Here is a 25,559-nt window from a genome sequence, read left to right as displayed (position 1 = left end):
AACCCGGGAGCCTGAGGAACCCGGTCAGCAGTGGCAGCTGCCGGATTCGCAGTGCGACCCGCCCTCGGCACGGGGCGACGGCGGCACGTCGAGCGCGGGGTTCGCGTCGAAGAAGCCCGTCGGCTTCAGCGTGAAACCGGTGTAGTCGACCGGCATGATGGGCCAGTCCTCGACCCGCGGGAAGTGCGTGAGGCCGAACGAGTGCCAGAGCACGATGTCCTCGCCGTCGATGGTGCGATCGGCGGCGATGAACTCCGGCAGACCGGGCGAGCCGACGCTCTGATTCACGAAGTCCCCAGCCGGGTAGCGCTCATCCTCCGCGAAGCGGGTCACCCACAGGTGCTCGGTCGCGAATGCCGCTCGCCTGCTGATCGACGAGTCCTCCGCCGCGGCGAGGGTCGGCAGCCCCTGCGGGATGAGCGTGTAAGCGACCGGCTCGCCGACGATGTTCGTCTTCTCGGTGCTGACGACTTCCCACACCCGGCCGGCGAGGCCGTCCGCCTTGCGGCGCGCCTCGGACTCGGTGCCGAGCACGCGGCGAGAGCGGGTGAAGGCGTTGCCGTGCGGGTTGCCCTCCCCCTTCGGCACGCGCTGCAGGTCGAGTTCGTGCACGGCGTTGCGGTCGCCGTCGACGGCCATGTCCAGCCGCGCGCAGAAGAGGTGCTGGTGGAACGGCGCCCCCAGGCCCGGAGCGATCTGCGACGCGTACGGGTAGCCCTCTCCGGGGTACCGGGCGGTGAAGACGATGCCGGTGGCCTTGGCCTCGAACTGGATCGTGCCGTCGAGGTAGAAGTACCAGTAGAAGCCGTAGTCGTAGTTGCCGACCGTGGTGAAGAAACTCACGACGAGACGGCGCTGGCGGCGTGAGGAGCTGTGGCCTGCCCAGTCGTCTGTGTGCTTCCAGAGCAGGCCGAAGTCCTCCTCGTGGATGCAGATGCCCTGGGTGATCTCGCGCGGGTTGCCGAAGTCGTCTGCGACGACCGGCGAGAGGTAGGTGATCTCGCCGAGGCAGTCGCAGCCGAGCTCCAGGGAGTTCGCGTCGCGGCCGACCAGGTACTCACCTGTGTCGAAGTAGTTCTGCCAGGAGCGGTACGGAGCGGGGTCGCCGTACGGCACCACCATCTCGGCGATGGAGGCGCGGTCGATGATCGAGCGGCGGATGCCGTGGTCGTCGAAGCCGATCTGCCCGATCACGAGCCCCTCGCGAGCATCGAAGCCGATGTGCATGTCCCACTTCTGCCAGCTCAGCACGTTGCCCTCGAGGGTGAAGCTCGGCCCCTCCGGCTGGATGATCTGCAGAGGCTTGAGGTCGGTGCGCAGCGCCCCCGTCAGTTCGGGGGACTCGAAGTTCCCGTTCGAGATCGGGTCGTCCGACGGGCCATCGTCGATGATCTGCACGACCCGGCGCTCGATCATGTCGACGAACGCGACGAGCTGGTCGACGGGGTTCCCCCACGCGTACTGACCCGGCTCCTTCTGCACGAACGCCAGACCGCGCAGCAGCCGGCGGCCCTCCTCGCCCTCGTAGTCGAAGATGCCGGCGGACAGCGGCGCGACCCGCACCTGGTCCGGGGTCAGTCCGCGGGTGGCGAGAGCGGCCTGCCAGCCGGCATCCGCGGCGAGGATCGACTCGATCGCCTCGAACTCCTCGAACAGCACCGGCGCCTGGCCGGTGACCAGCGGGTCGACGGCGACGGCTGTCACCGTTCGCCCGTTCGTGAGGTCGACGAGCACGTCGGTGGTGTCACCGTTCGCCGTGTCCAGCAGGATCACGCGCGCCTCGCGCGGCACGTCGACGCCACCGCGCAGCAGCGCCTTCTCGGGCTCCCTGAGCGAGAGGTAGGCCACTCGCACGGTGTCTCCGAGGCGCCCCTCCGCGACGAGGTGGTCGCGGACAGCCGTGATCTCCGACGCGCTGAGCGGGTCGAGCGGATGCGTGCGCTGAGCGGTGAGGACGATCGGTGTGATCACGATGCTCTCCAAAACTGCGGTGTCAGGGGCGTCGGGCGTACCGGCAGGCACGCCCTGTTTCATCGAGTACATCGCAGGTGACGGCCGCTGGCCAATATCCGTCCGATGTGCACTGAATCACTTCGCGTGATGCAGCCTGGCGAGATCGATCAGTTGAATGGATGCAGTGCGATCACAGCACCGCGAGCGCCATCAGCGCGGCGCCGGCGCCCATCAGCGCATAGTGCGCGCGCTCGGCGCCGGCCGATGCCCACGCGGCGACGGAGGAGGCGACGGCATAGCCGGCGCAGACGAGCACGACGAGAGCGGTGAACGCCCCCGCTCCGAGCCCGTGGTGGGCGGCACCGCCGGACAGAGCCGCGCCCTGCATCGACGGCAGGCACACCGCCGTCGCGACGAAGCCGAGCGGACTGTGGGTGCTCTCGCAGGCGCCGAGGCGTGGGACCACCCCGCGCCCCACCAGCACGGCGCGGATCGCGGCGGATGCCATCGCCGCGACGAGCAGGAGCGCAATCGCGTACACGGTCGGCACGATCCGCAGCCACAGGGCATCAGCCATGGCGACCAGCATCACGATCGCAGCGAGGAGGTCGGGCCGGCAGGCGCGGTCGCGGAGCCCCGGATGCACCACGGCCGCCAACGCCATGGCGGCGACGGCGGCCGTGTGCAGCGTCTCGTGGAGGCTCACGACAGGTTCGGGCGCATCACGCCTCGATCTCGACGATGCCGGCGGCGCGATCGCGGCCGCGCTGCCACACGTAGCCGACGAGAGCGAGCGCCGTGATGGCGAGCAGCGTGCCGATCGTGAAGAACTCGAAGGTGACCTGGTCGACGCCCCAGATATCGAGGAAATCGTACTCGAGGCCGAGCGCCGCCTCGAGGGTGCCGGGGAAGACGGCGACCCAGGAGCCGAGGGCGACCCAGGCGTAGATGAGGATCGTGCAGACCCACACGCCGGCCTTGCCGCCGGGTACGCGGTAGGGGCGGTGCGCGTCCGGGAACTTGCGGCGCAGCACGATGATCGTCGGGAAGATGATCAGGTAGGAAAGCAGCAGGGTCGAGATCGCGATGATGAGCACCACGAAGAACACCGCGGCGGCGTCGCCGCTGAGGAGCAGGGTCGCGGCGATGCAGAAGACCGAGGCGACGACGCCGGAGAGCAGGTTCATGCGCACCGGGGTGCCGAAGCGCTCGGAGAACTTGCCGAAGTAGCGGAAGAACGCGCCGTCGGCGCCTGCGGCGGCCATCACCCGGTCGGAGGCGATCATCCAGGCGCTGGCCTGGGTGAAGACGATGAAGACGAAGGCCACCGCGGCGACGCCCATGACGAGGTCGGAGGCGCCGCCGTAGACCACGAACACCTCTTTCAGGGCGTCGAGGAAGCCGCTCGCGCCGGCGACCTTCTCGGCCGGGAGCACCGCGAGGATGCCGAAGATCGGCACCAGGTAGCAGAGCATCGAGATGATGCCGGAGGTCGCGATGGCCTTCGGCACGTCGCGCTGCGGGTTGCGCATCTCCTCGGCGGCCCCGTTCGGCGCCTCGAAGCCGACGACGGCGAACAGGATGACGGGCGTCACCGCCAGGAAGCCCCCGAGCGTCGGTGTGAAGTCGCCGGCGGCGTAGCCGTGCACGCCGTGCTGGATCGCGTAGAGACCGACCGTGACGACGAAGATCGCGAGCAGGAGGACCTTCACGATCGCGCCGGCGGCGACGATCTTCTTGCCGTGCTGGAGGCCGATGACAGCCGTGGCGATCGCCAGCCAGATGAAGAGGAGCTTGAAGAGGTAGTCCGCGGGGCTTCCGTCCTCGATCGGTGAGATGTAGGCGCTCCAGGTCGCCACCGCGACGAAGACGAGCGATCCGCCCATCCAGAGCGGGTTGGTGATCCAGTAGAACATCGTGGCGATCGCGGCGGCGAGCTTGCCGAAGGCGAGGCGCACCCACACGAAGGGACCACCCTCGCCGTGGAAGGCGCTGCCCAGCTCGGCGATGACCATCGCGTAGGGGAACAGGAAGGTCACGCCGATCACGAGCGTCCAGGTGAACGCCTCGGCGCCGCCGAGCGATGCGATCGCGGCGACAGTGTCGATCGCGATGATCGCGCCGACGGACAGGAAGACGATGTCCATCCGTCCCAGCGTCTTGCGCAGGGGCTGGGTCCGGATGTCGGACGTCTCAAGTTCTACAGTCATGGCGCGGGTCCTCTCGTGGGCCACTCGATGCCGTCAGTAAAGCGCAGCACGGATGCATCTGGCCAATATGGGTGAACGCTCCCCTGCATCACTTTTCCTGATGCAGGCTGACCTCTTCGCCATCGCCGCCCGTAGGCTGGGGACATGCCTGCGCCGCTCACGCTTCCTCGCATCTCCTGGGGCGACCCCCTCTCGAACCGCCGGGCACTGCTCGTGCACGGGCTCGGCTCGTCTGCGGCGCTGATGTGGCGCCTCGGCGACGGGCTCGCCGAGCACGGGTGGCACGCGACCGCCGTCGACCTCCGCGGCCACGGCGACGCGCCGCGCTCCGTCGACTACACGGTCGCCGCCTACGCCGCCGACCTCGCAGCGACGGCGCCAGACGGGGGCGGCGCCTGGGATGCCGTGATCGGCCATTCGCTCGGCGGCGCCGCCGGCACTGTGGCCGCGGCATCCGCCCCTGGCTGGACGAGCCGGATCGTGCTGATCGACCCCGCCATCCTCGTGGAGGGGCACGACGCGAAGGTGATCCGCAAGAGCCAGGAGCGCGCCTTCGCAGACCCGCGCACCGAGGTCGTGCGGGCGGAGCATCCGCACTGGCACCCGCAGGACATCGAACTCAAGGTCGACGCGGTGCACCGCGCCAGCCGCTGGGCGGTCGAGCAGACGAGCGCGCAGAACAAGCCGTGGGACGTGCGGGCCGACGTCGCGCGCCTCACGGTTCCGGCCCACGTGATCGGCGCCGACCCGGCCGTCTACAGCCTGTTCACCGGCGCGACCGCGGCGGACGCCCTGGCATCCAACCCTCTCCTGACGATGTCCGTGGTCGAAGGCGCAGGCCACTCCCCGCACCGCGACAGGCCCGAGGACTCGATCCGCCATCTCCTGGAGGCACTGGCATGAGCGACACTGGCATGAGCGATTTCGACCCGGCTGCGTTCCTTCCGGACGATCTCCTCGACCGGATCCGCGAGCGCGCGCCCATCCACGACCGCGAGAACACGTTCCCGCAGCAGGACCTCGACGAGCTGCGGGACGCGGGGTACCTCGCGATCCTGGTGCCGCGCGAGCGGGGAGGCGCCGGCCTCGGTCTCGCGGAAGCCGCGATCCTCCAGCAGCGCCTGGCGACTGCCGCCCCCGCCACCGCCCTCGCGATCAACATGCACCTCGTCTGGACCGGCGTCGCGAAGGTGTTCTCCGACCGGGGCGTGCCCGGGCTCGAGTTCGTGCAGGACGGCGCCGTGCGCGGCGAGGTCTTCGCATTCGGCATCAGCGAGGGTGGCAACGACCTCGTCCTGTTCGGCAGCGACACCGACGCCAGGCCGCTCGACGGCGGTGGCTACGCCTTCACCGGCACGAAGATCTTCACCTCGCTCGCGCCGGTGTGGACGATGCTCGGCCTGCACGGCCTGGACACCACGAGCGCGGACGCCCCGAAGCTCGTGTTCGCGTTCATCGAGCGGACGGACGCCGTAGCGACCTCCGACGACTGGGACACGCTCGGCATGCGCGCGACGCAGAGCCGGACCACCCGGCTGGATGACGCGGTGGCGGATGCCGCGCACGTGGTGCGGCGCATCGATCCGGACCCCAACCCGGACCCGATCGTGTTCGGGATCTTCAGCGTGTTCGAGATCCTGCTCGCCTCGGTCTACACCGGCATCGCCCGGCGAGCCCTCGACCTCGCCGTGCTGACCGTGCAGAGCCGGCGATCGACCCTTCGACAAGCTCAGGGACCGGTTCAGCGGGCCTACAGCCAGGACCCAGACATCCGCTGGCGCATCGCCGACATGGCCCTGGCGTACGACGCCCTGCCGCCGCAGATCGCGTCGCTGGCCAGAGACGTCGACGAACTGGCCGACAACGGGGCGCGCTGGTTCACCCTGCTGTCGGGCGTCAAGCACCGCGCGATCACGATGTCGAAGCACGTCGTCGACCAGGCGATGCTCACGGCGGGCGGCGGCTCCTACTTCTCCTCGAACGAGCTCTCCCGGCTGTACCGCGACGTTCTCGCCGGCGCCTTCCATCCCTCCGATCCGGAGTCGGCGCACGCGACCGCGGCGAGCGCGTGGCTAGGACCACTCGACTCTTGAACTGACGAATACGGTCGATTTCGGAGGCTAATCACCTTTACACCTTCGAAATCAGTTGCAAATAGTGAATTCTGGTGCGAAGATCGCACCATGGTTTCGACGAAGAAACATCCCGCACTCGATGATGTCTCGAAGACGATCATCGAGCTGCTGCAGGAGGACGGGCGGCGCTCGTACTCCGACATCGGCCGCGTGGTCGGCCTCAGCGAGGCCGCTGTCCGCCAGCGCGTGCAGCGGCTGACCGATTCGGGAGTGATGCAGATCGTCGCCGTCACCGACCCGATGCAGCTCGGCTTCCGCCGGCAGGCGATGATCGGCATCCGCGTCACCGGCGACACGAGGGTCGTGGCCGAGGCGGTCGCCGCGATCGACGCCATCGACTACGTCGTGATCACCGTCGGATCCTTCGACATCCTCGCCGAGGTCGTCTGCGAGGACGACGAGGACCTCCTGGCGACGATCAACGACAGCATCCGCCCGATCGAGGGCGTGCTGTCCACCGAAACCTTCATCTACGCCAAGCTGCAGAAGCAGCTCTACAACTGGGGGACCAGATGAGCATCGCCACCACCCGCACGATCCCGACCGAGGCCGAGCTCCAGGCGATGGCCAAGGACCACCTCTGGATGCATTTCACCCGGCAGTCCACGATGGAGAAATCCGGCGTGCCGATCATCGTCAAGGGCGACGGCCACCGCATCTGGGACTCGAAGGGCAAGGAGTACTTCGACGGCCTCGCCGGCCTCTTCGTCGTGAACGCAGGGCACGGCCGTCGCCGCCTCGCGCACGCCGCCGCGAAGCAGGCGTCCGAGCTGTCGTTCTTCCCGCTGTGGTCCTACGCGCATCCCGCGGCGATCGAGCTCGCCGACCGGCTGGCAGAGGAGGCACCCGGCGACCTCAACCGGGTGTTCTTCTCCACCGGCGGCGGCGAGGCCGTCGAGACCGCGTTCAAGCTCGCGAAGCAGTACTGGAAGCTGATGGGCCAGCCCACCAAGCACAAGGTCATCTCCCGGGCGATCGCCTATCACGGCACCCCGCAGGGCGCGCTGGCGATCACAGGCATCCCCGCGATGAAGGCGATGTTCGAGCCGGTCACCCCCGGCGGGTTCCGCGTGCCGAACACGAACTTCTACCGTGCCGCCGAGATGGGCGCACCCGCCGATGATGTGGAGGCCTTCGGCCGCTGGGCGGCCGACCGCATCGAGGAGATGATCCTGTTCGAAGGACCGGAGACCGTGGCCGCGGTCTTCCTCGAGCCCGTGCAGAACTCCGGCGGCTGCTTCCCGCCCCCTCCCGGCTACTTCGCCAGGGTGCGCGAGATCTGCGACAGGCACGACGTGCTGCTGGTCTCCGACGAGGTCATCTGCGCGTTCGGCCGCCTCGGTCACACCTTCGCATGCACCGGCATGGGTTTCGTGCCCGACATGATCACCTGCGCCAAGGGCATGACCAGCGGCTACTCCCCCATCGGCGCGACGATCGTCAGCGACCGCATCTACGAGCCGTTCTCGAAGGGCGATACGACGTTCTACCACGGCTACACGTTCGGCGGGCATCCCGTCTCGGCGGCGGTCGCGCTGGAGAACCTCGCGATCTTCGACGAGGAGAACCTGAACGGCCACGTGCGCGAGAACTCGCCCCTGTTCCGGGCGGAGCTCGAGAAGCTCCTCGACCTGCCGATCGTCGGCGACGTCCGCGGCGACGGATACTTCTTCGGCATCGAGCTGGTCAAGGACAAGGCGACCCGCGAGACCTTCGACGATGCCGAGTCCGAGCGCCTGCTGCGCGGCTTCCTCTCCCCCGCCCTCTACGAGGCCGGGCTCTACTGCCGCGCCGACGACCGGGGCGACCCCGTCATCCAGCTGGCGCCGCCGCTGACCATCGGGCAGCCGGAGTTCCGCGAGATCGAGCAGATCCTCCGAGACGTGCTCACCCGGGCGCAGAGCGTCCTCTGACCCGCCACAACTCGCGAGACTTCACGAATGTCACGGATTCGGCCCGATTTCGAGACATTCGTGAAGTCTCGCGGGCTGGGCTGGGCTGGGCGGGGCGGGGCCGGGCGGCTAGGAGGATGCGGTGCGCCGCCTGGCCAGCAGCGCGAGGTGGAGCGCCGCAAGGGTCTCGCCGTCATCGAGATCCGCGTCGAGCAGGTCCGCGATCAGGGTGAGCCGCTGGTAGAACACCGACCGCGACAGGTGGCTGGCCGCTGCGGCCGCCGAGCGGTTGCCCGGGTGCGCGACGAGTGCTGACAGCACGTCCAGCAGGTCGCCGCGGCGCTCGCGGTCGTGGCGGATCAGCGGGGCCAGCATCCGCTCGCTGTGCTCGTGCAGCCGGTGATCGTCGCGGAGCCGGGCGACCAGGCGCTCCAGCGGGCGGCCGTCGACGCGGCGGATCCGAGGACCGGCATCGGAGGGGTCGCTGTCTGCGAGGTCCCGCGCGGCGCGCAGCGACGCGAGCAGGTCGAGCACCTCATCGGCCGGGGGCCCGACGAAGACCGTGCGATCGGGGCCGGCGATCTTGGCGAGCATGTCATCGCCCAGAACGGCGGATGCCGGCAGCGACAGCAGCGCGACGTCGTCATCGCCAACGCGAGCGGCGACCACGGCGCACCCGGCGAGTCGCGCGCGGTAGGCGAGGTCGCTGATCGAGCCGGTGCCCCGCAGCAGGATGCCGTGGCATCGTCTGCCGGCGACGCGGAAGCCGCCGGCCTCGAGCCGGGCGGCGATGTCGTCGGCACTCGCGAACCGCGCGCCGAGGAGGTCGTCGATCACGCCGCGCTGGGCGAGCAGCGCCCACTCCGTGTCCCCGCCGTCGGCGAGGCAGCCGAAAGCGAGGGCCGTCGCCCCCTGCTCGAGCACGGTGAGCCGGCCGGCGGGGTGCGCCGGTCCGGGCAGGCCGATCAGGGTCCCCCAGCGGACGCCCCTGGCCTGCACGGGGATCCGCTCGGCATCCGAGCGATGACGGCTCCTGACGGCGTCGGCCACCGGCATCCGCAGGCTCTCCTGGGCGATCACCTCGTGGGCGAGGTTCTCCAGCAGCACCGGCGCTCCGAGCGCCCGTGCGGTCTCGGCGACGACGACGTCTGCGGGCGCTCCGCGCAGGCTCAGCGCCGTGAACAGCTCGTGCAGGTGCTGGCGCTCGCGCAGCGCGCCGGTCTGCGCCGCAATCAGCGCGCGGTGCACCGCCTCGGTGACCGCCACGAACTTCACCTCGCTCGTCAGCGCGATCAGCGCGAGCCCCGCCTCGGTGCAGACATCCACCACAGCATCCGGGATCACCGCATGCGCGCCGCCGAGCTCGACCACGATCCCCGCCACGCCGGAAGAGTGCAGGCCGACGGCGAACTCCCGCAGTGCGGCAGGGTCATCCGGCCATCCGGCCCCCGTGCTGAGCAGCAGTTCACCGCCGTCGAGAAGCCGGGCGACGCCCGCACTGTCCGAGACGTGCGCCCAGCGCACCGCCGCCTCGAGGGCGCCACCGCCCACGATCACGTCGGGGGATCCGGCCTGCAGCGCCGGCATCGCGAGCACGTCGGCGACCGTGAGCAGCGCATCGGCTTCCCGTGCCGGACGTTCTGTCCGATACTCGTCGAAGTCCTGACGCTCTGACACCTGGATGCCCCTCTCTGCTCTGTGATCATTGATGCAAGCCAGCGTATCGAATGTCGGTCAGATTGTTCGATCACGCACATCCCCCACATCGAGGAGAATTCGTGGACATCGTCCGTCACGTCATCAACGGAGTCGAGACCGCCGAGGCCGCCCGCACCGGCCAGGTCTTCGATCCGGCCACCGGCCAGGTCTCGAAGCAGGTCGCGTTCGCGTCGACCGCCGAGGTCGAGACCGCCATCGCCGCGGCCGCCGCTGCCCTCCCCGCCTGGCGCGAGACCAGCCTGATCAAGCGCGCCGACGTCTTCTTCCGCCTGCGCCAGCTCCTGAAGGACCGCACTCCCGAGCTCGCCGCGATCGTCACCAGCGAGCACGGCAAGGTGCTCTCGGATGCGGCGGGCGAGGTCTCCCGCGGCATCGAGAACGTCGAGTTCGCCGCCGGCCTCGTGCACCTGCTCAAGGGCGAGCGCAGCGAGCAGGTCTCCCGCGGAGTCGACGTGCACTCCGTCAAGCAGCCGGTCGGCGTCGTCGCCGCGATCACCCCGTTCAACTTCCCGGTGATGGTGCCGCTGTGGATGATCGCCTCGGCGATCGCCTGCGGCAACACCGTCGTCCTCAAGCCCAGCGAGAAGGACCCGTCGGCCGCGGTCTGGCTGGCCAACCTCTTCCTCGAGGCCGGCCTTCCGGCCGGCGTCCTCAACGTCGTCAACGGCGACAAGGAGGCCGTCGACGCGCTGCTCGACTCGCCGAAGGTCAAGGCGATCAGCTTCGTCGGCTCCACCCCGATCGCCCGTTCGGTCTATCAGCGCGCCTCCACCAACGGCAAGCGCGTCCAGGCCCTCGGCGGCGCGAAGAACCACATGGTCGTGATGCCGGATGCCGACATCGATGCGGCCGCGGACGCCGCGATCTCCGCCGCCTACGGCTCCGCCGGCGAACGCTGCATGGCGGTCTCCGTGCTGGTCGCGGTCGGCGACGTCGCCGACGACCTGATCGCGGCGATCGCCTCCCGCATCGAGGGCCTGACCATCGGCGCCGGAGACGACGCCGCGAGCGAGATGGGCCCGCTGATCACCCGCGAGCACCGTGACCGCGTCGCCTCCTACGTCACAGGAGCCGCCGCCGAGGGCGCCAAGGTCGTCGTCGACGGCACGACGCAGCAGTTCGACTCTGACGGCTTCTTCATCGGCGTCAGCCTGATCGATCAGGTCGCCCCCGGCATGAAGGTCTACGAGGACGAGATCTTCGGCCCCGTGCTCTCCGTCGTCCGGGTGGAGAACTACTCGGAGGCCGTGGAGCTCGTGAACTCGAACGCGTACGGCAACGGCACCGCGATCTTCACGCGCGACGGCGGCACGGCCCGCCAGTACGAGTTCGACATCGAGGTCGGCATGGTCGGCGTGAACGTGCCGATCCCGGTGCCGGTCGGCGCGTTCTCGTTCGGCGGCTGGAAGGACTCGCTGTTCGGCGACTCGCACATCTACGGCCCCGAGTCCGTGCACTTCTACACTCGTTCCAAGGTCGTCACCACCCGCTGGCCCGACCACACGCCGTCGCAGATCGACCTGGGCTTCCCCAGCAACCACTGAACGAGGACTGAGATGACGAACCACATCGACCGGCACGGTGCCGAGCACCCCCTCCCGGCCGCCGAGGCGGAGGCGCAGGTGCGCGCGGACGACCGCGGGCACGTGTTCCACTCGTGGAGCGCGCAGGGAATGATCGACCCGCTTCCCGTCGCCGCGGGCGAGGGGTCGACTTTCTGGGACTACGCCGGCAACGCCTACCTCGACTTCTCGAGCCAGCTGGTGAACCTGAACCTCGGGCATCAGCATCCTGACCTCGTGTCCGCGATCCAGCAGCAGGCCGGCCGGCTGGCGACGATCCAGCCGTCGGTCGCGAACGACGTCCGCGGCGAGCTCGCCCGGCTCATCGCCGAGGTCGCGCCCGACGGCATGGAGAAGGTCTTCTTCACCAACGGCGGCGCCGAGGCGAACGAGTACGCGGTGCGCATGGCCAGGCAGTCCACGGGCCGGCGCAAGGTGCTCTCGATGTACCGGAGCTACCACGGCTCCACCGCGACGGCGATCTCCCTCACGGGCGATCCTCGGCGCTGGGCGAACGACACGGTCGACACCGGTGCGGTCCGCTTCTTCGGGCCGTACCTTTACCGCTCGCCGTTCCATGCGGAGACCCCGGAGCAGGAGTCTGAGCGGGCTCTCGCCCACCTCGAGCAGACGATCCAGCTCGAGGGCCCGCAGACGATCGCGGCGATCATCATCGAGACCGTGGTCGGCACCAACGGCGTGCTGATCCCGCCGCCCGGCTACCTGCAGGGCGTGCGCGAGCTGTGCGACCGCTACGGCATCGTGTACATCGCCGACGAGGTCATGGTCGGCTTCGGGCGCCTGGGCGAGTGGTTCGGCATCGATGCGGTCGGCGCGAAGTCCGACCTCATCACCTTCGCCAAGGGCGTGAACTCCGGCTACGTGCCGCTCGGCGGGGTGATCATCAGCGACCGCATCGCGAGGGCGTTCGACACAGTGCCGTTCGCCGGCGGGCTGACCTACTCCGGTCATCCGCTCGCGTGCGCCGCGGGTGTGGCCACCTTCGAGGTGTTCCGCCGCGACGGCATCCTGGAGCGCGTGCGCGACCTGGGCTCGCGCGTCGTCGAGCCGACGCTGCGCTCCTGGGTCGACAAGCACCCGTCCGTCGGAGAGGTCCGCGGACGCGGCCTGTTCTGGGCGATCGAGCTGGTGCGCGACAAGGAGACGCGCGAGCCGCTGGTGCCGTTCAACGCGTCCGGCGCGGATGCCGCGCCGATGGCCGCCTTCGCCGCCGCGGCGAAGCGGGCGGGAGTCTGGCCGTTCACGCACTTCAACCGCGTGCACGTCGCTCCCCCGCTGGTGATCTCCGAGGAGGAGCTCGTCCGCGGGCTCGCCGCGATCGATCAGGCGCTCGACGTCGCCGACGAGGCCGCCTCCTCCTGATCGGCTGACGCGCCGGATGCGCTGGGCACGGCTCAGCACATCCGGCGCGTTCGCGCAAGCAGCGTGACCGCCCCTGCATCCGACTGCATACTGGCGGTCCAGGAGTGAGCAGCATGGGCGAAGATCCGGTCGTGGGGACGGCGGAAGGTCCGATCCGAGGGGTCCGCCGTGCCCGAGACCTGGCGTTCCTCGGCATCCCGTTCGCCGCCGCTCCGGTCGGCGTCAACCGGTTCCTCCCCCCGCAGCCCGTCGAGCCATGGAGCGGGCTCCGCGATGCCATCGCCTACGGCCCCACGCCGCAGCGCCGCGAGGAGCCTGGGGCCTTCATCCCCGAGCCGAGCGTCCCCGGCGCCGAGACGCTCAACCTCAACGTCTTCACCCCGTCGCTCGCCCCCGCTGCCCTGCCCGTGCTCGTCTGGTTCCACGGCGGCGGCTACTCCGCCGGCTCCCCCGTCGGCTCCTGGTACGACGGCGGCACCTTCACCCGCGACGGCGTCGTCACGGTGACCGTCTCCTACCGGCTCGGCTTCGACGGCTTCGGCGTCATCGACGGCGCGCCCGACAACCGCGGGGTGCGCGACTGGCTGGCGGCGCTGGAGTGGGTGCGGCGGAACATCGCGGCCTTCGGCGGCGATGCGGGGCGGGTGACGATCGCCGGGCACTCGGCAGGCGGCGGCGCGGTGCTCACGCTGCTCGGGATGCCGTCGGCGCAGCATCTGTTCCAGGGGGCGATCTCGTTCTCCGGAGCACTCGCCGACATTCCGCGGGACGTCGCGCGGCAGCGCAGCATCCGCCTCGCCGAACTGGCCGGCGTCCGCCCCGACCTGCGGGGATTCCGGAGCACGAGCGAGCGCCGGCTCACCCGGCGTCAGTACGAGGCGGGCCTGCTCGGCAAGCGCGGGCTCGCAGCCCTGCTCACCCCGCTGCACGATGGCGTGCCGTGGGGGCCGGTGATCGACGACGACCTGATCCGGCAGTCGACCGTCGACTCCCTCCGCTCCGGCGTCGGCGCAGGCAAGCCGCTCCTCCTCGGCGCGACCGACGACGAGTTCACGACCGCGCTGGAGACGGCCCCGATGTTCCTGCGCCACCTGCCGCGGAGCCTCGCCCTGCCGCTGCTCGCGCAGGATGCGCCGCGGCGGCGCAGCTGGCTGGCCGCCAACCGCGCGCACCGCCGCAACGCGATCGGCCTGCTCGGACGCTACATCGCCGACGAGGTGTTCCGCTCACTGGTGGTGAGCGTCGCGGAGGCGCGGGACGGCGAGTCGACGTGGGCGTACCGGTTCGCGTGGGTGTCGCCCGTGCTCGGCTGGTCATGCCACTGCCTGGACGTGCCGTTCTGGTGGGATGTGCTCGACGCGCCCCGCGTCCGCCGTCTGGCGGGACCTGCTCCGCCGCAGCGTCTCGCCGACCTCATGCACGCGACCGCCGTGTCGTTCCTGCACCGGCACGACCCGGGCTGGCGTGCGTGGGACACCGACCCCGGCACCGCCAGGGTGTTCGGCGCCGACGACGGCCCGCAGCTCACCTCGACCGAGTACGACGGCGCCCTCCCGCTGGTCTGAACCGCCGGCCTGCGCCTGTCGGCCCGCCCGGTCGGCCGGCCGGCCCGATCAGCCGGCCTCGTGCACCCGCTCGCCCTCGACCCACGTGCCGATCACCTCGGTGAGGCCGATCTCCTCGGCCGGATGCTCGAACGGGTCCCGGTCGAGCAGGGCCAGGTCGGCGAGCATCCCGACCGCGATCGTCCCCGTCTCGTCGAGATGGTTCACCCGCGCCGACCCTGCGGTGTACGCGGCGAGCGCCGTGCCGAGGTCGATCGCCTGCTCCGGCAGGAACGGCGGGTAGTCGCCCTCCCACTCGGTGGGCGCGGAGCGCCGGTTCACCCCGACGTGGATGGCCGCGAGCGGATTCGGCGTCGACACCGACCAGTCGCTGCCTGCCGCGAGCGCCGCCCCGGAGCGCAGCAGGTCGCCGAACGGGTACTGCCATGCGGAGCGCGTGTCGCCGAGGAACGGGATGGTCAGATCCACCATCTGCGGCTCGAGCGTCGCCCACAGCATCTGCATGTTCGCGGCCACGTCCAGGGCGCGGAAACGCGGGACGTCGTCGGGGTGCACGACCTGGATGTGCGAGATGTGGTGGCGGTTCCCGCTCGGGCCGTTCGCGGCGAGAGCGGCTTCGACGGCGTCCAGGCACTCGCGCACCGCGCGGTCGCCGATCGCGTGGAAGTGCAGGGTGAACCCGAGCGCGTCCAATCGCGTCGCCGCCTCCTTCAGCAGCTCCGGCTCGACGAACGAGATGCCGTCGTCGGCGCCCGGATGCCCGTGGCCGTCGCAGTACGGCTCCAGCATCGCCGCGGTGAAGTTCTCCGCCACGCCGTCCTGCATGATCTTCACGCTGCGGGCGCTGAAGCGGCCGACGACGCCGGACGCGCGACGTGCCACGATGTCGTCGATCTGCTCGAGGCCCCGCGCGCGGTCCCACCACAGTGATCCGACCACGCGTCCCGTCAGGGCCCCTGACGCCGCCGCCGTCAGGTACGCCGGCAGCGGATCGCCCGCATCGCCGTACTGCGTGCCGACGATGGCATCCTGCCAGGCGGTGATGCCGTACGAGTGCAGGTGCCGCTGGCCGATCAGCAGGGCGTCGACGAGTCGCTCCGGCGGCTCGGGCGGGAGCAGCCGGTTGACCAGCCCCATCGCGCCCTCGTGCAGGGTGCCGGTCGGCTCCCCCTCGGCATCGCGCTCGATGCGCCCGTCCACCGGGTCCGGCGTGTCCCGGGTGATGCGGGCCAGCTCGAGCGCGCGCGAGTTCACCCACGCGCCGTGGCCGTCGCGGTTCGGCAGGAACGCCGGCCGATCGGGCACGGCCGTGTCGAGGTCGTCCGCCGTGGGCGTGCCGCCGGGGAAGGCCGACATCTGCCAGCCTCCGCCGAGCACCCAGCCCTCGGGGTGAGCCGCGGCGTACTCGGCGATCCGGGCGAGGTACTCCTCGCGCGTCGACAGTGCGGACAGGTCGCAGCGCAGCATGTCGAGACCGCCCCAGACCGGATGCACGTGAGCGTCCTGGAATCCCGGCACGAGCAGCCGCCCGGCGAGGTCGACGACCTCGGTGCGCGGCCCGATCAGGTCCTCCAGGTCGTGTCCGACGGCACTGATCCTGCCTCCTGTGACCGCGACAGCGGGCGCCGTGCGCCGCGCCGCGTCCGCGAGGAAAGCCCGCCCTCCCCGGCGCCCGCCGGTGAACACGATATCGGCATGGGTCATGTCATCCTCCTGCCATGGTCCGGGCGATCTCGGTGGCCGAGTCCCCCGCTCTCCGCAGCACCACCGCGACCAGTGCGAGCGCCACGAGCGTGAGCACGAGCATGATCGTCGACACCGCGGCGATCTCCGGCCGCAGGCCGCTGCGCAGAGCGCTCAGCACGTACACCGGCCAGGGCGTCGTGCCCGACACCTGCACGAACGCCGACACCACGGTGTTGTCGAGGCTCAGAGTGAAGGACAGCAGGAACCCGGCGAGCACGGCAGGCATCGCCAGCGGCAGCGTCACCCGGAAGAAGGTGCGCACCGGCGTCGCGTAGAGGTCGGCCGAGGCCTCCTCGAGCCGGGCGTCCTGACCGACGAGTCGAGCCCTGACGATGTACGAGACGATCGCGACCGAGAACAGCGAGTGCCCGACGACGAGACGCGCGGTCCCGTCGCTGAACAGCGCCATCCCGAGATCCTGGCCGAGGAACACCAGCCATGGCAGCAGCGCGACCGCGTCGACGATCTCCGGTGTGACCGAGACCAGCAGCAGGAGTCCGAGGAACCACCAGACCCAGCGTCCCGGTCGCCTCGCCATCGCGATGCCGGCCAGCGTGCCGAGCAGTGAGGCCAGCACCGCGGCGATCAGGCCGGTGCGGATCGACACCATCACCGCATCGCGGATCACCGGCTTCTCCAGGATCGCGGCGAACGGCTCGAGGCTGAAGCCGTCCCACGCGACCAGGAGCCGGCCGGAGTTGAAGGAGGAGATCACGATCACGATGATCGGCAGGAACAGGAAGACGAAGACGAGCACCGACCACGTGGCCAGAACCCTGTCGCCGACCCGGCCGCGGCGCCGCGCCCGGCTCATGCCGCCACCCCCAGCACGAGGCGGTTCCGTGTGCGCAGCGGCAGCGTGATCAGCCAGATGATCGCGGCGGCCACGGCGACCGAGAGCATGATCACGATGATCAGCAGCACCGCCATCGCGGATCCGAGCGCCCAGTTCTGCGCCGTGCCGAACTGGCTCGCCACCAGTTGGCCGATCATGTTGCCCTGTGCTCCGCCGAGCACGGTGGCCGTGATGTAGTCACCCATCAGCGGGATGTACACCAGCAGCACGCCGGCGATGATGCCGGGTCTGGCCAGCGGCACGGTGATCCGGAAGAAGGTGCTGACGCCGTTCGCCCCCAGGTCCTCGCTCGCCTCGCGCAGCGGAGTGCTCACCCTGTCGAACGCGACGAAGAGCGGGAGGATCATCAGCGGCAGGTAGTTGTAGACGACGCCGAGCAGCACGGCGCCCCGCGTGTACAGCACCTCGATCGGGCCGTGCGTGATCCCGAGGTCCTGGAGCAGAGTCGACAGCCAGCCCTCCGGCGAGAGGATGACCTGCCACCCCAGCGTCCGCACCAGGAAGTTCGTCCAGAACGGCACCATCACCAGCGCCAGCAGCAGGCCCCGTCGTGCGGGCGGAGCCTTGACCGCCATCCAGTACGCCACCGGCATCCCGATGATCAGGCACAGCGCCGTGCCGGCGATGCCTACCCAGAGCGTGTTCTGGAACGTCGTGAAGAACGTCGGCGACAGCGCCTCGATGTAGCGGTCGAACGAGAGCACGTCGTTCGCGTGGGTGCCGAAGATGCCCGGCTTGTACCCGAAGCTGAACCACACCACCATCCCGATCGGCGCGACGAAGAATGCCAGCAGCCAGATCCAGGCGGGTATCGCGAGCAGGTAGCGGGGCCTACGCACCCGCTGCCGCCTTCGTCGCGTTCCAGATCTCGACCACGCGCGCCTGCTGCTCGCCGACCTTGCCCTCGTGCATGGTCGCGACCTGCGCCTCGTCGAAGAACACCAGGTCGAGGCGCTCGAGCTCGGCCTCCTCCGCGGCCTCGCTGATGCCGGCGGCACCGGTGTGATAGCCGATGTAGTCGACCTGCGCCAGCTGCGCGTCCGGGGTGAGGATGAAGTTCAGGAACGCGTGCGCCGCCTCCGGGTGCGGAGCTCCTGCGGCGAGCGCCCAGTTGTCCATCCAGATCTCCGTGTCCGGCGCGCCGAGCACCCACTGCCAGCGGTCGGGGTCGGGCGACTCCAGGATGCCGATGCGCGCGTCCCCGTTCCAGGCCTGCATCAGCACGTGCGAGCCCTGCGGGATCGCCGAGCCGCCGGGGTACGAGTCGAACGCGGAGATGTGCGGCGCGAGCTCCTCGACCATGAACTTCTCGCAGGCGTCGAGATCTGCGGGGTCGGTCGTGTTCCAGTCGATGCCGTTCGCCCAGTAGTAGATGCCGCACATCGGCGAGGGGTCGTCGAGGACGGAGGTCTTGCCCGAGGCCTCGTTCCCCGCCGCGTCGATGAAGTCGGCCCAGGTCGCGAGCTCCCGGGTGATGACCGTCTTGTCGTACACGAAGCCGGTCGTGCCCCACGCCTTGCAGATCGAGTACTCGTTCTCCGGATCCCACGCGCGACCGAGGAACTCGGGGTCCATGTGCTCGATGTTCGGGATCAGGTCGAGGTTGAGCTTCGTGAGCAGCCCGTTCTCGATCATCTGCGGGATGAACACGCCGGTCGGCACCACCAGGTCGTAGCCGCTGCTGCCCTTCGCGGCGATCAGCTTGGCGATCATCTCCTCATTCGAGGCGAAGGTGTCCATCACGACCTTCGCGCCGTGCTCGTTCGTGAAGGCCTCGACGACCTCAGGCGCGTCGTATTCACCCCAGCTGTAGATCGAGAGCGACCCCTCGATCTCGCCGCCGGTGGCCTGCGCCGCGGGCTTGCCCCCGCCGGCCGGGGTGCAGGCGGTGAGGAGGCCGGCGGCGCCGAGAGCGGCGACAGTGCTCATGAACCCGCGGCGGGTGAGCTGGTGGCGCAGGATCGGCGCCGCCTTGCTGTCGGCGAGGATGCGGATGCTGGTCGTGTCGTTCATGGCACTCCTTCGTGCGTGTGGACTCGTGCGGGTGTTCGGGCGGGGTTCTGCTGCGTGCTCAGGTGGCATTCGCGGGGAGGGTGATCGTGTGGGTCGCGGCGCTGGGTGCTCCGTCTGCGGCGAACAGGTGCACGTCCGCCCGGTTCCAGGCGCAGCGGATCTCGTCACCCGGCTGGAGCCGGGGCGCGGCCGGTGCCGGGGTGCGCACCAGCAGCTTGAGGCCGGCGCCCGCCTCCACCACGACCTGGAGGGTCTCGCCGAGATGCGAGACGCTCAGGACCACGCCCCTGGCGCCGTCGCCCGGCGCGCCGGCATCCTCGAGCCGGATGAACTCGGGCCGGATCGCCGCCACCGCGGGCTGCCCGGCCGGCACCGCGCCGCCGCTCCACCGCCCGCCGATCACGCCGAGGGGCGTCTGCACCGCGTCACCGGAGGCGTGCACCGTGCCGTGCAGGAAGTTCTGCTGGCCGATGAACGAGGCGACGTATGCGGAGGCCGGCTCCGCGTAGATCGCCGCAGGAGCGCCCAGCTGCTCGATGCGGCCGGCGCGCATCACGGCGATCCGGTCGCTCATCGACAGCGCCTCCGCCTGGTCGTGGGTGACGAACACGAACGTGGTGCCGAGGCGCGACTGCAGCAGCTTGAGCTCGACCTGCATCTCCTCGCGGAGCTGACGGTCGAGCGCCGCGAGCGGCTCATCGAGCAGCAGGACGCTCGGGCGGTTGATGAGCGCACGGGACAGCGCGATGCGCTGCTGCTGGCCGCCGGAGAGCTGGGCGGGCTTGCGGTCGGCGAATCTCCGCAGCTGCACCATGTCGAGGGCGGCGCTCACGCGCTCGCGCTGCTCGGCCTTGGGAACGCGACGCTGCTGAAGCCCGTAGGCGACGTTCTCGGCGACTGTCAGGTGCGGGAACAGCGCATAGGCCTGGAACACCGTGTTCACCTCGCGCCGGTACGGCGGGAGGTCGAGCACGCTGCGGCCGGAGATGCGGATGTCGCCGGCATCCGGATACTCGAATCCGGCGATCATGCGCAGCGTGGTGGTCTTGCCGCATCCGGAGGGCCCGAGGAGCGACAGGAATTCGCCAGGACGGATGTCGAGCGTCAGATCGTCGACGGCGGTGGCGTCACCGTAGCGCTTGGTCACGCCCTCGATGCCGACGCCGCCTGCGGCCTCGCGCGCATCGGTCGTCGCCGTCGACGCCGGCATGGTGCCTGTCATGGAACCTCCCCGTTGAGAATCGCTTGTAGTCAAGCACAGGTTCGGCGCCAGGTACAGCGAATACCGAAGTACCTTGATCCAATTGCAACGATTTCAGTTGTGTATCCGGTGAGAAGCTTTCGATACTGACCGACTCGAGCTCCTCAGACGACGAACGGCCCGTTCAGGCCAGGAAGCCGCGGAGCAGCGCTTCGGACCCTGCCAGGTGGTCGCGCATCGCCGCCTCCGCGGCATCCGCGCGGCCGGCGAGGATCGCGGCCACGATGCGCTCGTGCTGCTCCCCGGAGTGCTGGATGTTCCTCGGCATCAGCGGGAAGGTGTCGAGGAACTCGTTGACGTCCGCACGGTTCTCGGCCACGAGCGCGACAAGCGACGGGATGCCGGCGGCCTCCGCGATGGCCAGATGCAGCAGCGTGTCCAGGCGCCGGTACTCCTCGGGGCCCGCCGGAAGCGCCGCCTCGTGACGAGCCCAGAGGTCGGCGCGGGTCGGCGCGTCCAGAGACCGGCTCGCGGCGGCGCGCACCGCCCCGGTCTCCAGCACGCACCGCAGGCCCAGCACGTCGTCGACCTCTTCCGGCGTCACCGCGCGGCGGGTCGCGGGCTGCGGGAGCGGATCCGCCACGAACGTGCCGCCGTAGCGACCGCGCCGCGGAAGGAGGTATCCGGTGTCCGCCAGTTCCCTGATCGCCTCCCGCACCGTGTCCCTGCTCACGCCGAACGACGCCGCGAGCTCGCGCTCGGGCGGCAGCGACTCCCCCGGCGCGACGACACCGAGCCGGATCGTCTGCACGAGCCGGGCGACGGTGTCCTCCAGCGCGTTGCCCCGTCGCAGCGGCCGGTACACCGCCCGGCGGACCTCGACGAGGTCGCCCTCGTGCGGTGCGTGCTCGCTCATGCCTTCACCCTGTCACACTGTGACGCGCGCCCGTAGCCGGCTCAGAGCGGGGTGACGTAGGCGTTGGTGATCCCGCCGTCGACCACGAACGCGCTGGCCGTGATGAACGACGAGTCGTCGGATGCCAGGAACGCGATCGCCGCGGCGAGCTCCTCCGGCTCCGCGAAGCGCCCCATCGGCACGTGCACCAGCCGGCGCTGCGCGCGCTCAGGGTCCTTGGCGAAGAGCTCCTGCAGCAGCGGGGTGTTCACCGGTCCAGGGCACAGCGCGTTGACGCGGATGCCCTGGCGGGCGAACTGGACACCGAGCTCGCGCGACATGGCCAGCACGCCGCCCTTGGACGCGGTGTAGCTGATCTGCGACGTCGCCGATCCGAGCAGCGCGACGAACGACGCGGTGTTGATGATCGACCCGCGGCCGGCCGGCACCATGTGCCGCAGCGCCGCGCGGCAGCACAGGTACACGCTCTTGAGATTGACGTCCTGCACGCGGTCCCAGGCGGGCAGCTCGGTCGTCTCGATCGAGTCGTCGTCGGCCGGCGAGATCCCGGCGTTGTTGAACGCGATGTCGATGCGCCCGAACTCCGCGGCGACCCCGTCGAAGAGGTCGTTCACGAGCTGCTCGTCGGCGACGTCGACGCGACGGAACGCGCCGCCGACCGCCGCCGCCGCCTTCTCGCCGCTGACCGGATCCATGTCGGCGATGATGACGAAGGCGCCCTCGGCCGCGAAGCGCTGGGCGGTCGCGAAGCCGATGCCGCTCGCTCCTCCGGTGATGATGGCGACGCGATCCTTGAGTCGCTGGGTGAGATCGATGCTCATGTGACTTCTTCTCCTCTGCAGGGTGCGGGGTGGGGTGTGATCAGTGCTCGTCCGTGGCGAAGAACACGTTCTTCGTCTCGGTGAAGTGCTCCGCCGCATCCGGGCCGAGCTCGCGCCCGAGACCGGATGCCTTCATGCCGCCGAACGGCGTCGAGTAGCGCACCGAGGCGTGCGAGTTCACGGACAGCACTCCGCTCTGCACGCCGCGTGCCACGCGCACGGCGCGGCCGAGGTTCTCGGTCCAGAGGGAGCCGGCGAGGCCGTAGACGGTGTCGTTCGCCAGGCGGATCGCGTCGGCTTCGTCCTCGAACGGGATCACGGCGAGGACCGGCCCGAACACCTCCTGCTGCGCGATCCGGTCGGACGGCTCGGCGAGCACGACGGTCGGCGCGAACCAGAACCCGTCGCCCTCGGGGGCGCTGCCGCGGAACGCGATGTTCGCATCGTCCAGGAAGGACGCCACGGTGTCGCGGTGCCCGGCGGAGATCAGCGGCCCCATGTCCGAGTCGGCGTCAGCGGGGTCGCCGACGCGCCAGCCGGTGACCGCGGGCTCGAGCAGCTCGAGCACCCGGTCGTAGACGGAGCGCTGCACCAGCAGCCTGCTGCGGGCGCAGCAGTCCTGGCCCGCGTTGTCGAACACCGAGCCGGGGACGGCCGCCACCGCCCGCTCGAGGTCGGCATCGGCGAAGACGATGTTCGAGCTCTTGCCGCCGAGCTCGAGGGTCACCGGCTTGAGCGCGCGCGCACACCCGGCCGCGACCTCGATGCCCACGGCGGTCGATCCGGTGAAGACCACCTTGCGCACGTCCGGGTGCTCGACGAAACGCTGGCCGATGACGGACCCGGATCCGGTGACGATCTCGAGCAGCCCCTCCGGCATGCCCGCCTCCACGGCGAGCTCGCCGATTCGCAGAGCGGTCAGCGGCGTCAGCTCCGCGGGTTTCAGGACGACCGCGTTGCCGGCGGCGAGCGCCGGGGCGACCGCCCAGATCGCGATCGGCATCGGGAAGTTCCACGGCACGATGACGCCGATGACCCCGTACGGGTCGTGGAAGGTGATGTCGATGCCGCCCGCCACCGGGATCTGCCGGCCGGAGAGGCGCTCCGGGTCGGCGGAGTAGTAGTTGAGCACCTGGGCGACGTGCGACGCCTCCCAGCGTGCGGCGCCGATCGGATGCCCGGAGTTCAGCACCTCGAGCTGCGCGAGCTCCTCCGCGGCGCCCCCGACCGCCCTGGCGAAGGCGCGCAGCGCATCGGCGCGCGCGACCGGGGCGAGTGCGGCCCAGTGCCGCTGAGCCTTGACGGCGCGCGCGATCGCGGCATCCGTCTGCCCGACGTCAGCCCTCGGCACCTCGCGGATGGCGGCTCCGGTGGACGGGTTGATGACTGTGAACGCGCTCATCGTGCGTCCTCCTTCCGCCGCGCGGCGAACGCACGTGCCTGTGAGACGAGATCTTCGAAGAGGCGCCGGTCCTCGGCGTTCTCCTCCGGATGCCATTGGACTCCGACGAGGTGCCCGGCTGACGTGTCGACGACAGCCTGCACGAGTCCGTCGTCGGAGCGCGCCGCGGGGGTGAGTCCCTCACCGAGCCGGTCGATCCCCTGGTGGTGGTAGCTGTGCACGCGTGCGGTGTCCCCGAGGACGTCGGTGAGCGCGGTGCCCGGTGCGACGTCGACGTCGGTCTCGGCGAAGACGCCCGGTGCCGCCCGGTAGCGCTCCGTGCCGAGGGACTCCGGAAGGTGCTGCTGCATCGTGCCGCCCCGCGCGACGTTGACGAGCTGCATCCCTCGGCAGATCGCGAGCACCGGCATGCGCCGGCGCTCGGCCGCACGGAACAGCGCGATCTCCCACGCGTCGCGGTCGGCACGCGCCGAATCGGTCAGCGGATGCCGCTGCGCACCGTAGAGCTCGGGGGCGACATCCGCTCCGCCGGTCAGGATCAGGCCGTCCAGGCCGCTGATCGCCGCATCCGCCGCCGTCTCGGGCTGCGGGGGCAGGAGCAGGGCGATGCCGCCGGAGCGCGTGACCCCGTTGAGGTACGTCTCGGGCAGGAATGCGGCCCTGACGTTCCAGACCCCCTGCTGCGCCTGCTCGAGGTAGGTCGTGACCCCGACGAGGGGTGCCCGATCAGAGACGTTCGAAACCACGGATCCGCTCCCAGTCCGTCACGGCCGCCTCGTACGCCTCGAGCTCGATGCGTGCCTGGTGCAGGTAGTGCTCCACCACGTCGTCGCCGAACGCCTTCCGCGCGATGGCGGACTCGCCGAACAGCTGGGCGGCATCGCGCAGCGTCGTCGGCAGGTGATCGACACCCGCGTCGTAGGCGTTGCCGGTGAACCGCTCCGGCAGCGTCAGCTCGTTCTCGATGCCGTGCAGACCGCCGGCGATGATCGCGGAGATGCTCAAGTACGGGTTGACGTCGCCGCCCGGCACGCGGTTCTCGACGCGCAGCGCCGAACCCTGGCCCACGATGCGAAGTGCGCAGGTGCGGTTGTCGATGCCCCAGGCGACGCCGGTGGGGGCGAAGCTGCCCTTCGCGAAGCGCTTGTAGGAGTTGATGTTCGGCGCGTACAGGAGGGTGAACTCGCGAAGCGTCGCGAGGATACCGGCGATCCAGTGCTCCATCACGGGGCTGAAGCCGTGCTCTCCGTCGCCTGCCATCACCGGCGAGCCGGACTGGTCGCGCAGCGAGAGGTGGATGTGGCAGCTGTTGCCCTCGCGCTCGTTGAACTTCGCCATGAACGTCAGGGACTGCCCGTGCTGCTCGGCGATCTCCTTCGCACCGTTCTTGTAGATCGCGTGCTCGTCGGCGGTCTGACGCACCTCGGCGTAGCGGAACGAGATCTCCTGCTGGCCGAGGTTGCACTCGCCCTTGACGCCCTCGCAGTACAGCCCTGCGCCGTCCATGCCCCTGCGGATGTCGCGAAGCAGCGGCTCGAGCCGCGTGGAGGCGAGCAGGTTGTAATCCACGTTGTAATCCGTGGCGGGCGTCAGGCCCTCGTATTTGCGTGACCAGGCGTCGCGGTACGTGTTGTCGAACACGATGAACTCGAGTTCGGTGCCGGCATACGCGGTCCATCCGCGTTCGGCGAGACGATCGCGCTGCCGGTCGAGGATGGCCCGGGGCGACGGCCCGACGGGATCGCCGTTCTGCCAGACGAGGTCGGCCATCACCAGCGCCGTGCCCTCGAGCCAGGGGATGTCGCGGAGCGTCTCGGGATCCGGGCGCAGCACCATGTCGCCGTATCCGCGGTCCCAGCCGGACATCGCGTAGCCCTCCACCGTGTTCATGTCGACGTCGACCGACAGCAGGTAGTCGCACGCTTCTGCACCGTGGTGCAGGATGTCCTCCTGGAAGAGGCGCGCGGACACGCGCTTGCCCACGAGCCTTCCCTGCGCATCGGCGAACGCCACGATCACCGTGTCGATGTCGCCGGCGGCGATGCCGGCATCCAGCTGCTCGATGCTCAGGTTTCCCGACATCTCTCGCTCCTGTCCTCGTGCGGTGAAGAGGCCGTCCGACCTGCTTCGCCCTCAGAGTAGATCATTCCCGCGTTTAAAGGTAGACGAAACCACCATTGACTGT

At 70.1% G+C, this 25,559-nt stretch carries 21 protein-coding genes; 7 read left to right on the top strand and 14 right to left on the bottom strand.

All coding sequences use genetic code 11. The features are described 5' to 3' along the window. Positions 1-24: 24 nt before the first annotated feature. The 3 genes from IPV10_RS12350 to IPV10_RS12340 all read right to left on the bottom strand — a co-directional run bounded on the left by IPV10_RS12350 (position 25) and on the right by IPV10_RS12340 (position 4,163). Positions 25-2,034 (bottom strand): primary-amine oxidase, encoded by a 2,010-nt coding sequence (locus tag IPV10_RS12350; protein WP_207484300.1) that lies wholly within the window; start codon positions 2,032-2,034, stop codon positions 25-27. Between the two features lie 109 nt (positions 2,035-2,143). Then, a complete protein-coding gene (locus tag IPV10_RS12345; protein WP_207484298.1) occupies positions 2,144-2,659 on the bottom strand; it encodes a hypothetical protein in 516 nt (171 codons plus the stop codon). Between the two features lie 16 nt (positions 2,660-2,675). After that, on the bottom strand, positions 2,676-4,163 hold the full coding sequence (locus tag IPV10_RS12340; protein WP_207484296.1) for an APC family permease: 1,488 nt from the start codon (positions 4,161-4,163) through the stop codon (positions 2,676-2,678). A gap of 144 nt (positions 4,164-4,307) precedes the next feature. On the opposite strand from IPV10_RS12340, the gene IPV10_RS12335 reads away from it, so the two are divergent. The 4 genes from IPV10_RS12335 to IPV10_RS12320 all read left to right on the top strand — a co-directional run bounded on the left by IPV10_RS12335 (position 4,308) and on the right by IPV10_RS12320 (position 8,211). Beyond that, positions 4,308-5,066, top strand: a complete 759-nt coding sequence (locus IPV10_RS12335) for an alpha/beta fold hydrolase (protein WP_207484294.1) — start codon at positions 4,308-4,310, stop codon at positions 5,064-5,066. An 11-nt stretch (positions 5,067-5,077) separates the two neighbouring features. Further along, entirely contained in the window at positions 5,078-6,256 is a 1,179-nt protein-coding gene (locus IPV10_RS12330; RefSeq protein WP_207484329.1) for an acyl-CoA dehydrogenase family protein, read from the top strand. A gap of 90 nt (positions 6,257-6,346) precedes the next feature. Further along, on the top strand, positions 6,347-6,814 hold the full coding sequence (locus IPV10_RS12325; protein WP_207484292.1) for an Lrp/AsnC family transcriptional regulator: 468 nt from the start codon (positions 6,347-6,349) through the stop codon (positions 6,812-6,814). Beyond that, positions 6,811-8,211 carry an aspartate aminotransferase family protein gene (locus tag IPV10_RS12320; RefSeq protein ID WP_207484290.1) on the top strand — a complete coding sequence of 467 codons (1,401 nt, stop codon included), beginning with the start codon at positions 6,811-6,813 and terminating at the stop codon, positions 8,209-8,211. The genes IPV10_RS12325 and IPV10_RS12320 overlap by 4 nt, the downstream gene beginning before the upstream one ends. Positions 8,212-8,319: 108 nt before the next feature. Here the strand turns inward: IPV10_RS12320 and IPV10_RS12315 are convergent, their stop codons facing one another. Beyond that, positions 8,320-9,867: a PucR family transcriptional regulator ligand-binding domain-containing protein gene (locus IPV10_RS12315; RefSeq protein ID WP_307861124.1), complete on the bottom strand. Its 1,548-nt coding sequence runs from the start codon at positions 9,865-9,867 to the stop codon at positions 8,320-8,322. Between the two features lie 101 nt (positions 9,868-9,968). On the opposite strand from IPV10_RS12315, the gene IPV10_RS12310 reads away from it, so the two are divergent. From IPV10_RS12310 to IPV10_RS12300, 3 genes are all read left to right on the top strand, one after another. Continuing rightward, positions 9,969-11,453, top strand: coding sequence for a CoA-acylating methylmalonate-semialdehyde dehydrogenase (locus tag IPV10_RS12310; protein WP_207484288.1), 1,485 nt, complete (start codon positions 9,969-9,971; stop codon positions 11,451-11,453). A gap of 12 nt (positions 11,454-11,465) precedes the next feature. After that, positions 11,466-12,854: an aspartate aminotransferase family protein gene (locus IPV10_RS12305; protein ID WP_207484286.1), complete on the top strand. Its 1,389-nt coding sequence runs from the start codon at positions 11,466-11,468 to the stop codon at positions 12,852-12,854. A gap of 113 nt (positions 12,855-12,967) precedes the next feature. Continuing rightward, the gene (locus IPV10_RS12300) at positions 12,968-14,419 is read left to right on the top strand and encodes a carboxylesterase/lipase family protein (protein WP_207484284.1); all 1,452 of its coding nucleotides are present in this window, start codon (positions 12,968-12,970) and stop codon (positions 14,417-14,419) included. Between the two features lie 48 nt (positions 14,420-14,467). Here the strand turns inward: IPV10_RS12300 and IPV10_RS12295 are convergent, their stop codons facing one another. From IPV10_RS12295 to IPV10_RS12250, 10 genes are all read right to left on the bottom strand, one after another. Then, positions 14,468-16,123: an amidohydrolase gene (locus IPV10_RS12295; protein WP_207484282.1), complete on the bottom strand. Its 1,656-nt coding sequence runs from the start codon at positions 16,121-16,123 to the stop codon at positions 14,468-14,470. A 1-nt stretch (position 16,124) separates the two neighbouring features. After that, positions 16,125-16,979: an ABC transporter permease gene (locus IPV10_RS12290; protein WP_207484279.1), complete on the bottom strand. Its 855-nt coding sequence runs from the start codon at positions 16,977-16,979 to the stop codon at positions 16,125-16,127. Continuing rightward, the gene (locus IPV10_RS12285; protein WP_207484277.1) at positions 16,976-17,860 is read right to left on the bottom strand and encodes an ABC transporter permease; all 885 of its coding nucleotides are present in this window, start codon (positions 17,858-17,860) and stop codon (positions 16,976-16,978) included. Before IPV10_RS12285 ends, IPV10_RS12290 begins: the two co-directional genes overlap by 4 nt. Then, positions 17,853-19,034 carry a spermidine/putrescine ABC transporter substrate-binding protein gene (locus IPV10_RS12280; RefSeq protein ID WP_207484275.1) on the bottom strand — a complete coding sequence of 394 codons (1,182 nt, stop codon included), beginning with the start codon at positions 19,032-19,034 and terminating at the stop codon, positions 17,853-17,855. The genes IPV10_RS12285 and IPV10_RS12280 overlap by 8 nt, the downstream gene beginning before the upstream one ends. Positions 19,035-19,092: 58 nt before the next feature. Then, positions 19,093-20,256: an ABC transporter ATP-binding protein gene (locus tag IPV10_RS12275; protein WP_207484273.1), complete on the bottom strand. Its 1,164-nt coding sequence runs from the start codon at positions 20,254-20,256 to the stop codon at positions 19,093-19,095. Between the two features lie 163 nt (positions 20,257-20,419). Continuing rightward, the gene (locus tag IPV10_RS12270; RefSeq protein WP_207484271.1) at positions 20,420-21,151 is read right to left on the bottom strand and encodes a FadR/GntR family transcriptional regulator; all 732 of its coding nucleotides are present in this window, start codon (positions 21,149-21,151) and stop codon (positions 20,420-20,422) included. 41 nt (positions 21,152-21,192) lie between these two features. Continuing rightward, positions 21,193-21,972, bottom strand: coding sequence for a 3-oxoacyl-ACP reductase (locus tag IPV10_RS12265; RefSeq protein WP_242684927.1), 780 nt, complete (start codon positions 21,970-21,972; stop codon positions 21,193-21,195). A gap of 40 nt (positions 21,973-22,012) precedes the next feature. Next, a complete protein-coding gene (locus IPV10_RS12260) occupies positions 22,013-23,374 on the bottom strand; it encodes an aldehyde dehydrogenase (protein WP_207484269.1) in 1,362 nt (453 codons plus the stop codon). Next, on the bottom strand, positions 23,371-24,120 hold the full coding sequence (locus tag IPV10_RS12255) for a gamma-glutamyl-gamma-aminobutyrate hydrolase family protein (protein ID WP_207484267.1): 750 nt from the start codon (positions 24,118-24,120) through the stop codon (positions 23,371-23,373). Before IPV10_RS12255 ends, IPV10_RS12260 begins: the two co-directional genes overlap by 4 nt. Then, positions 24,101-25,456 carry a glutamine synthetase family protein gene (locus IPV10_RS12250; protein WP_207484265.1) on the bottom strand — a complete coding sequence of 452 codons (1,356 nt, stop codon included), beginning with the start codon at positions 25,454-25,456 and terminating at the stop codon, positions 24,101-24,103. Before IPV10_RS12250 ends, IPV10_RS12255 begins: the two co-directional genes overlap by 20 nt. Positions 25,457-25,559 lie beyond the last annotated feature (103 nt).

This window comes from Microbacterium sp. SD291 (assembly GCF_017355365.1).
GTDB lineage: Bacteria > Actinomycetota > Actinomycetes > Actinomycetales > Microbacteriaceae > Microbacterium.
The sequence above is the reverse complement of the archived record's forward strand: the minus strand, read 5'-3'. Positions and strand labels throughout refer to the sequence as shown.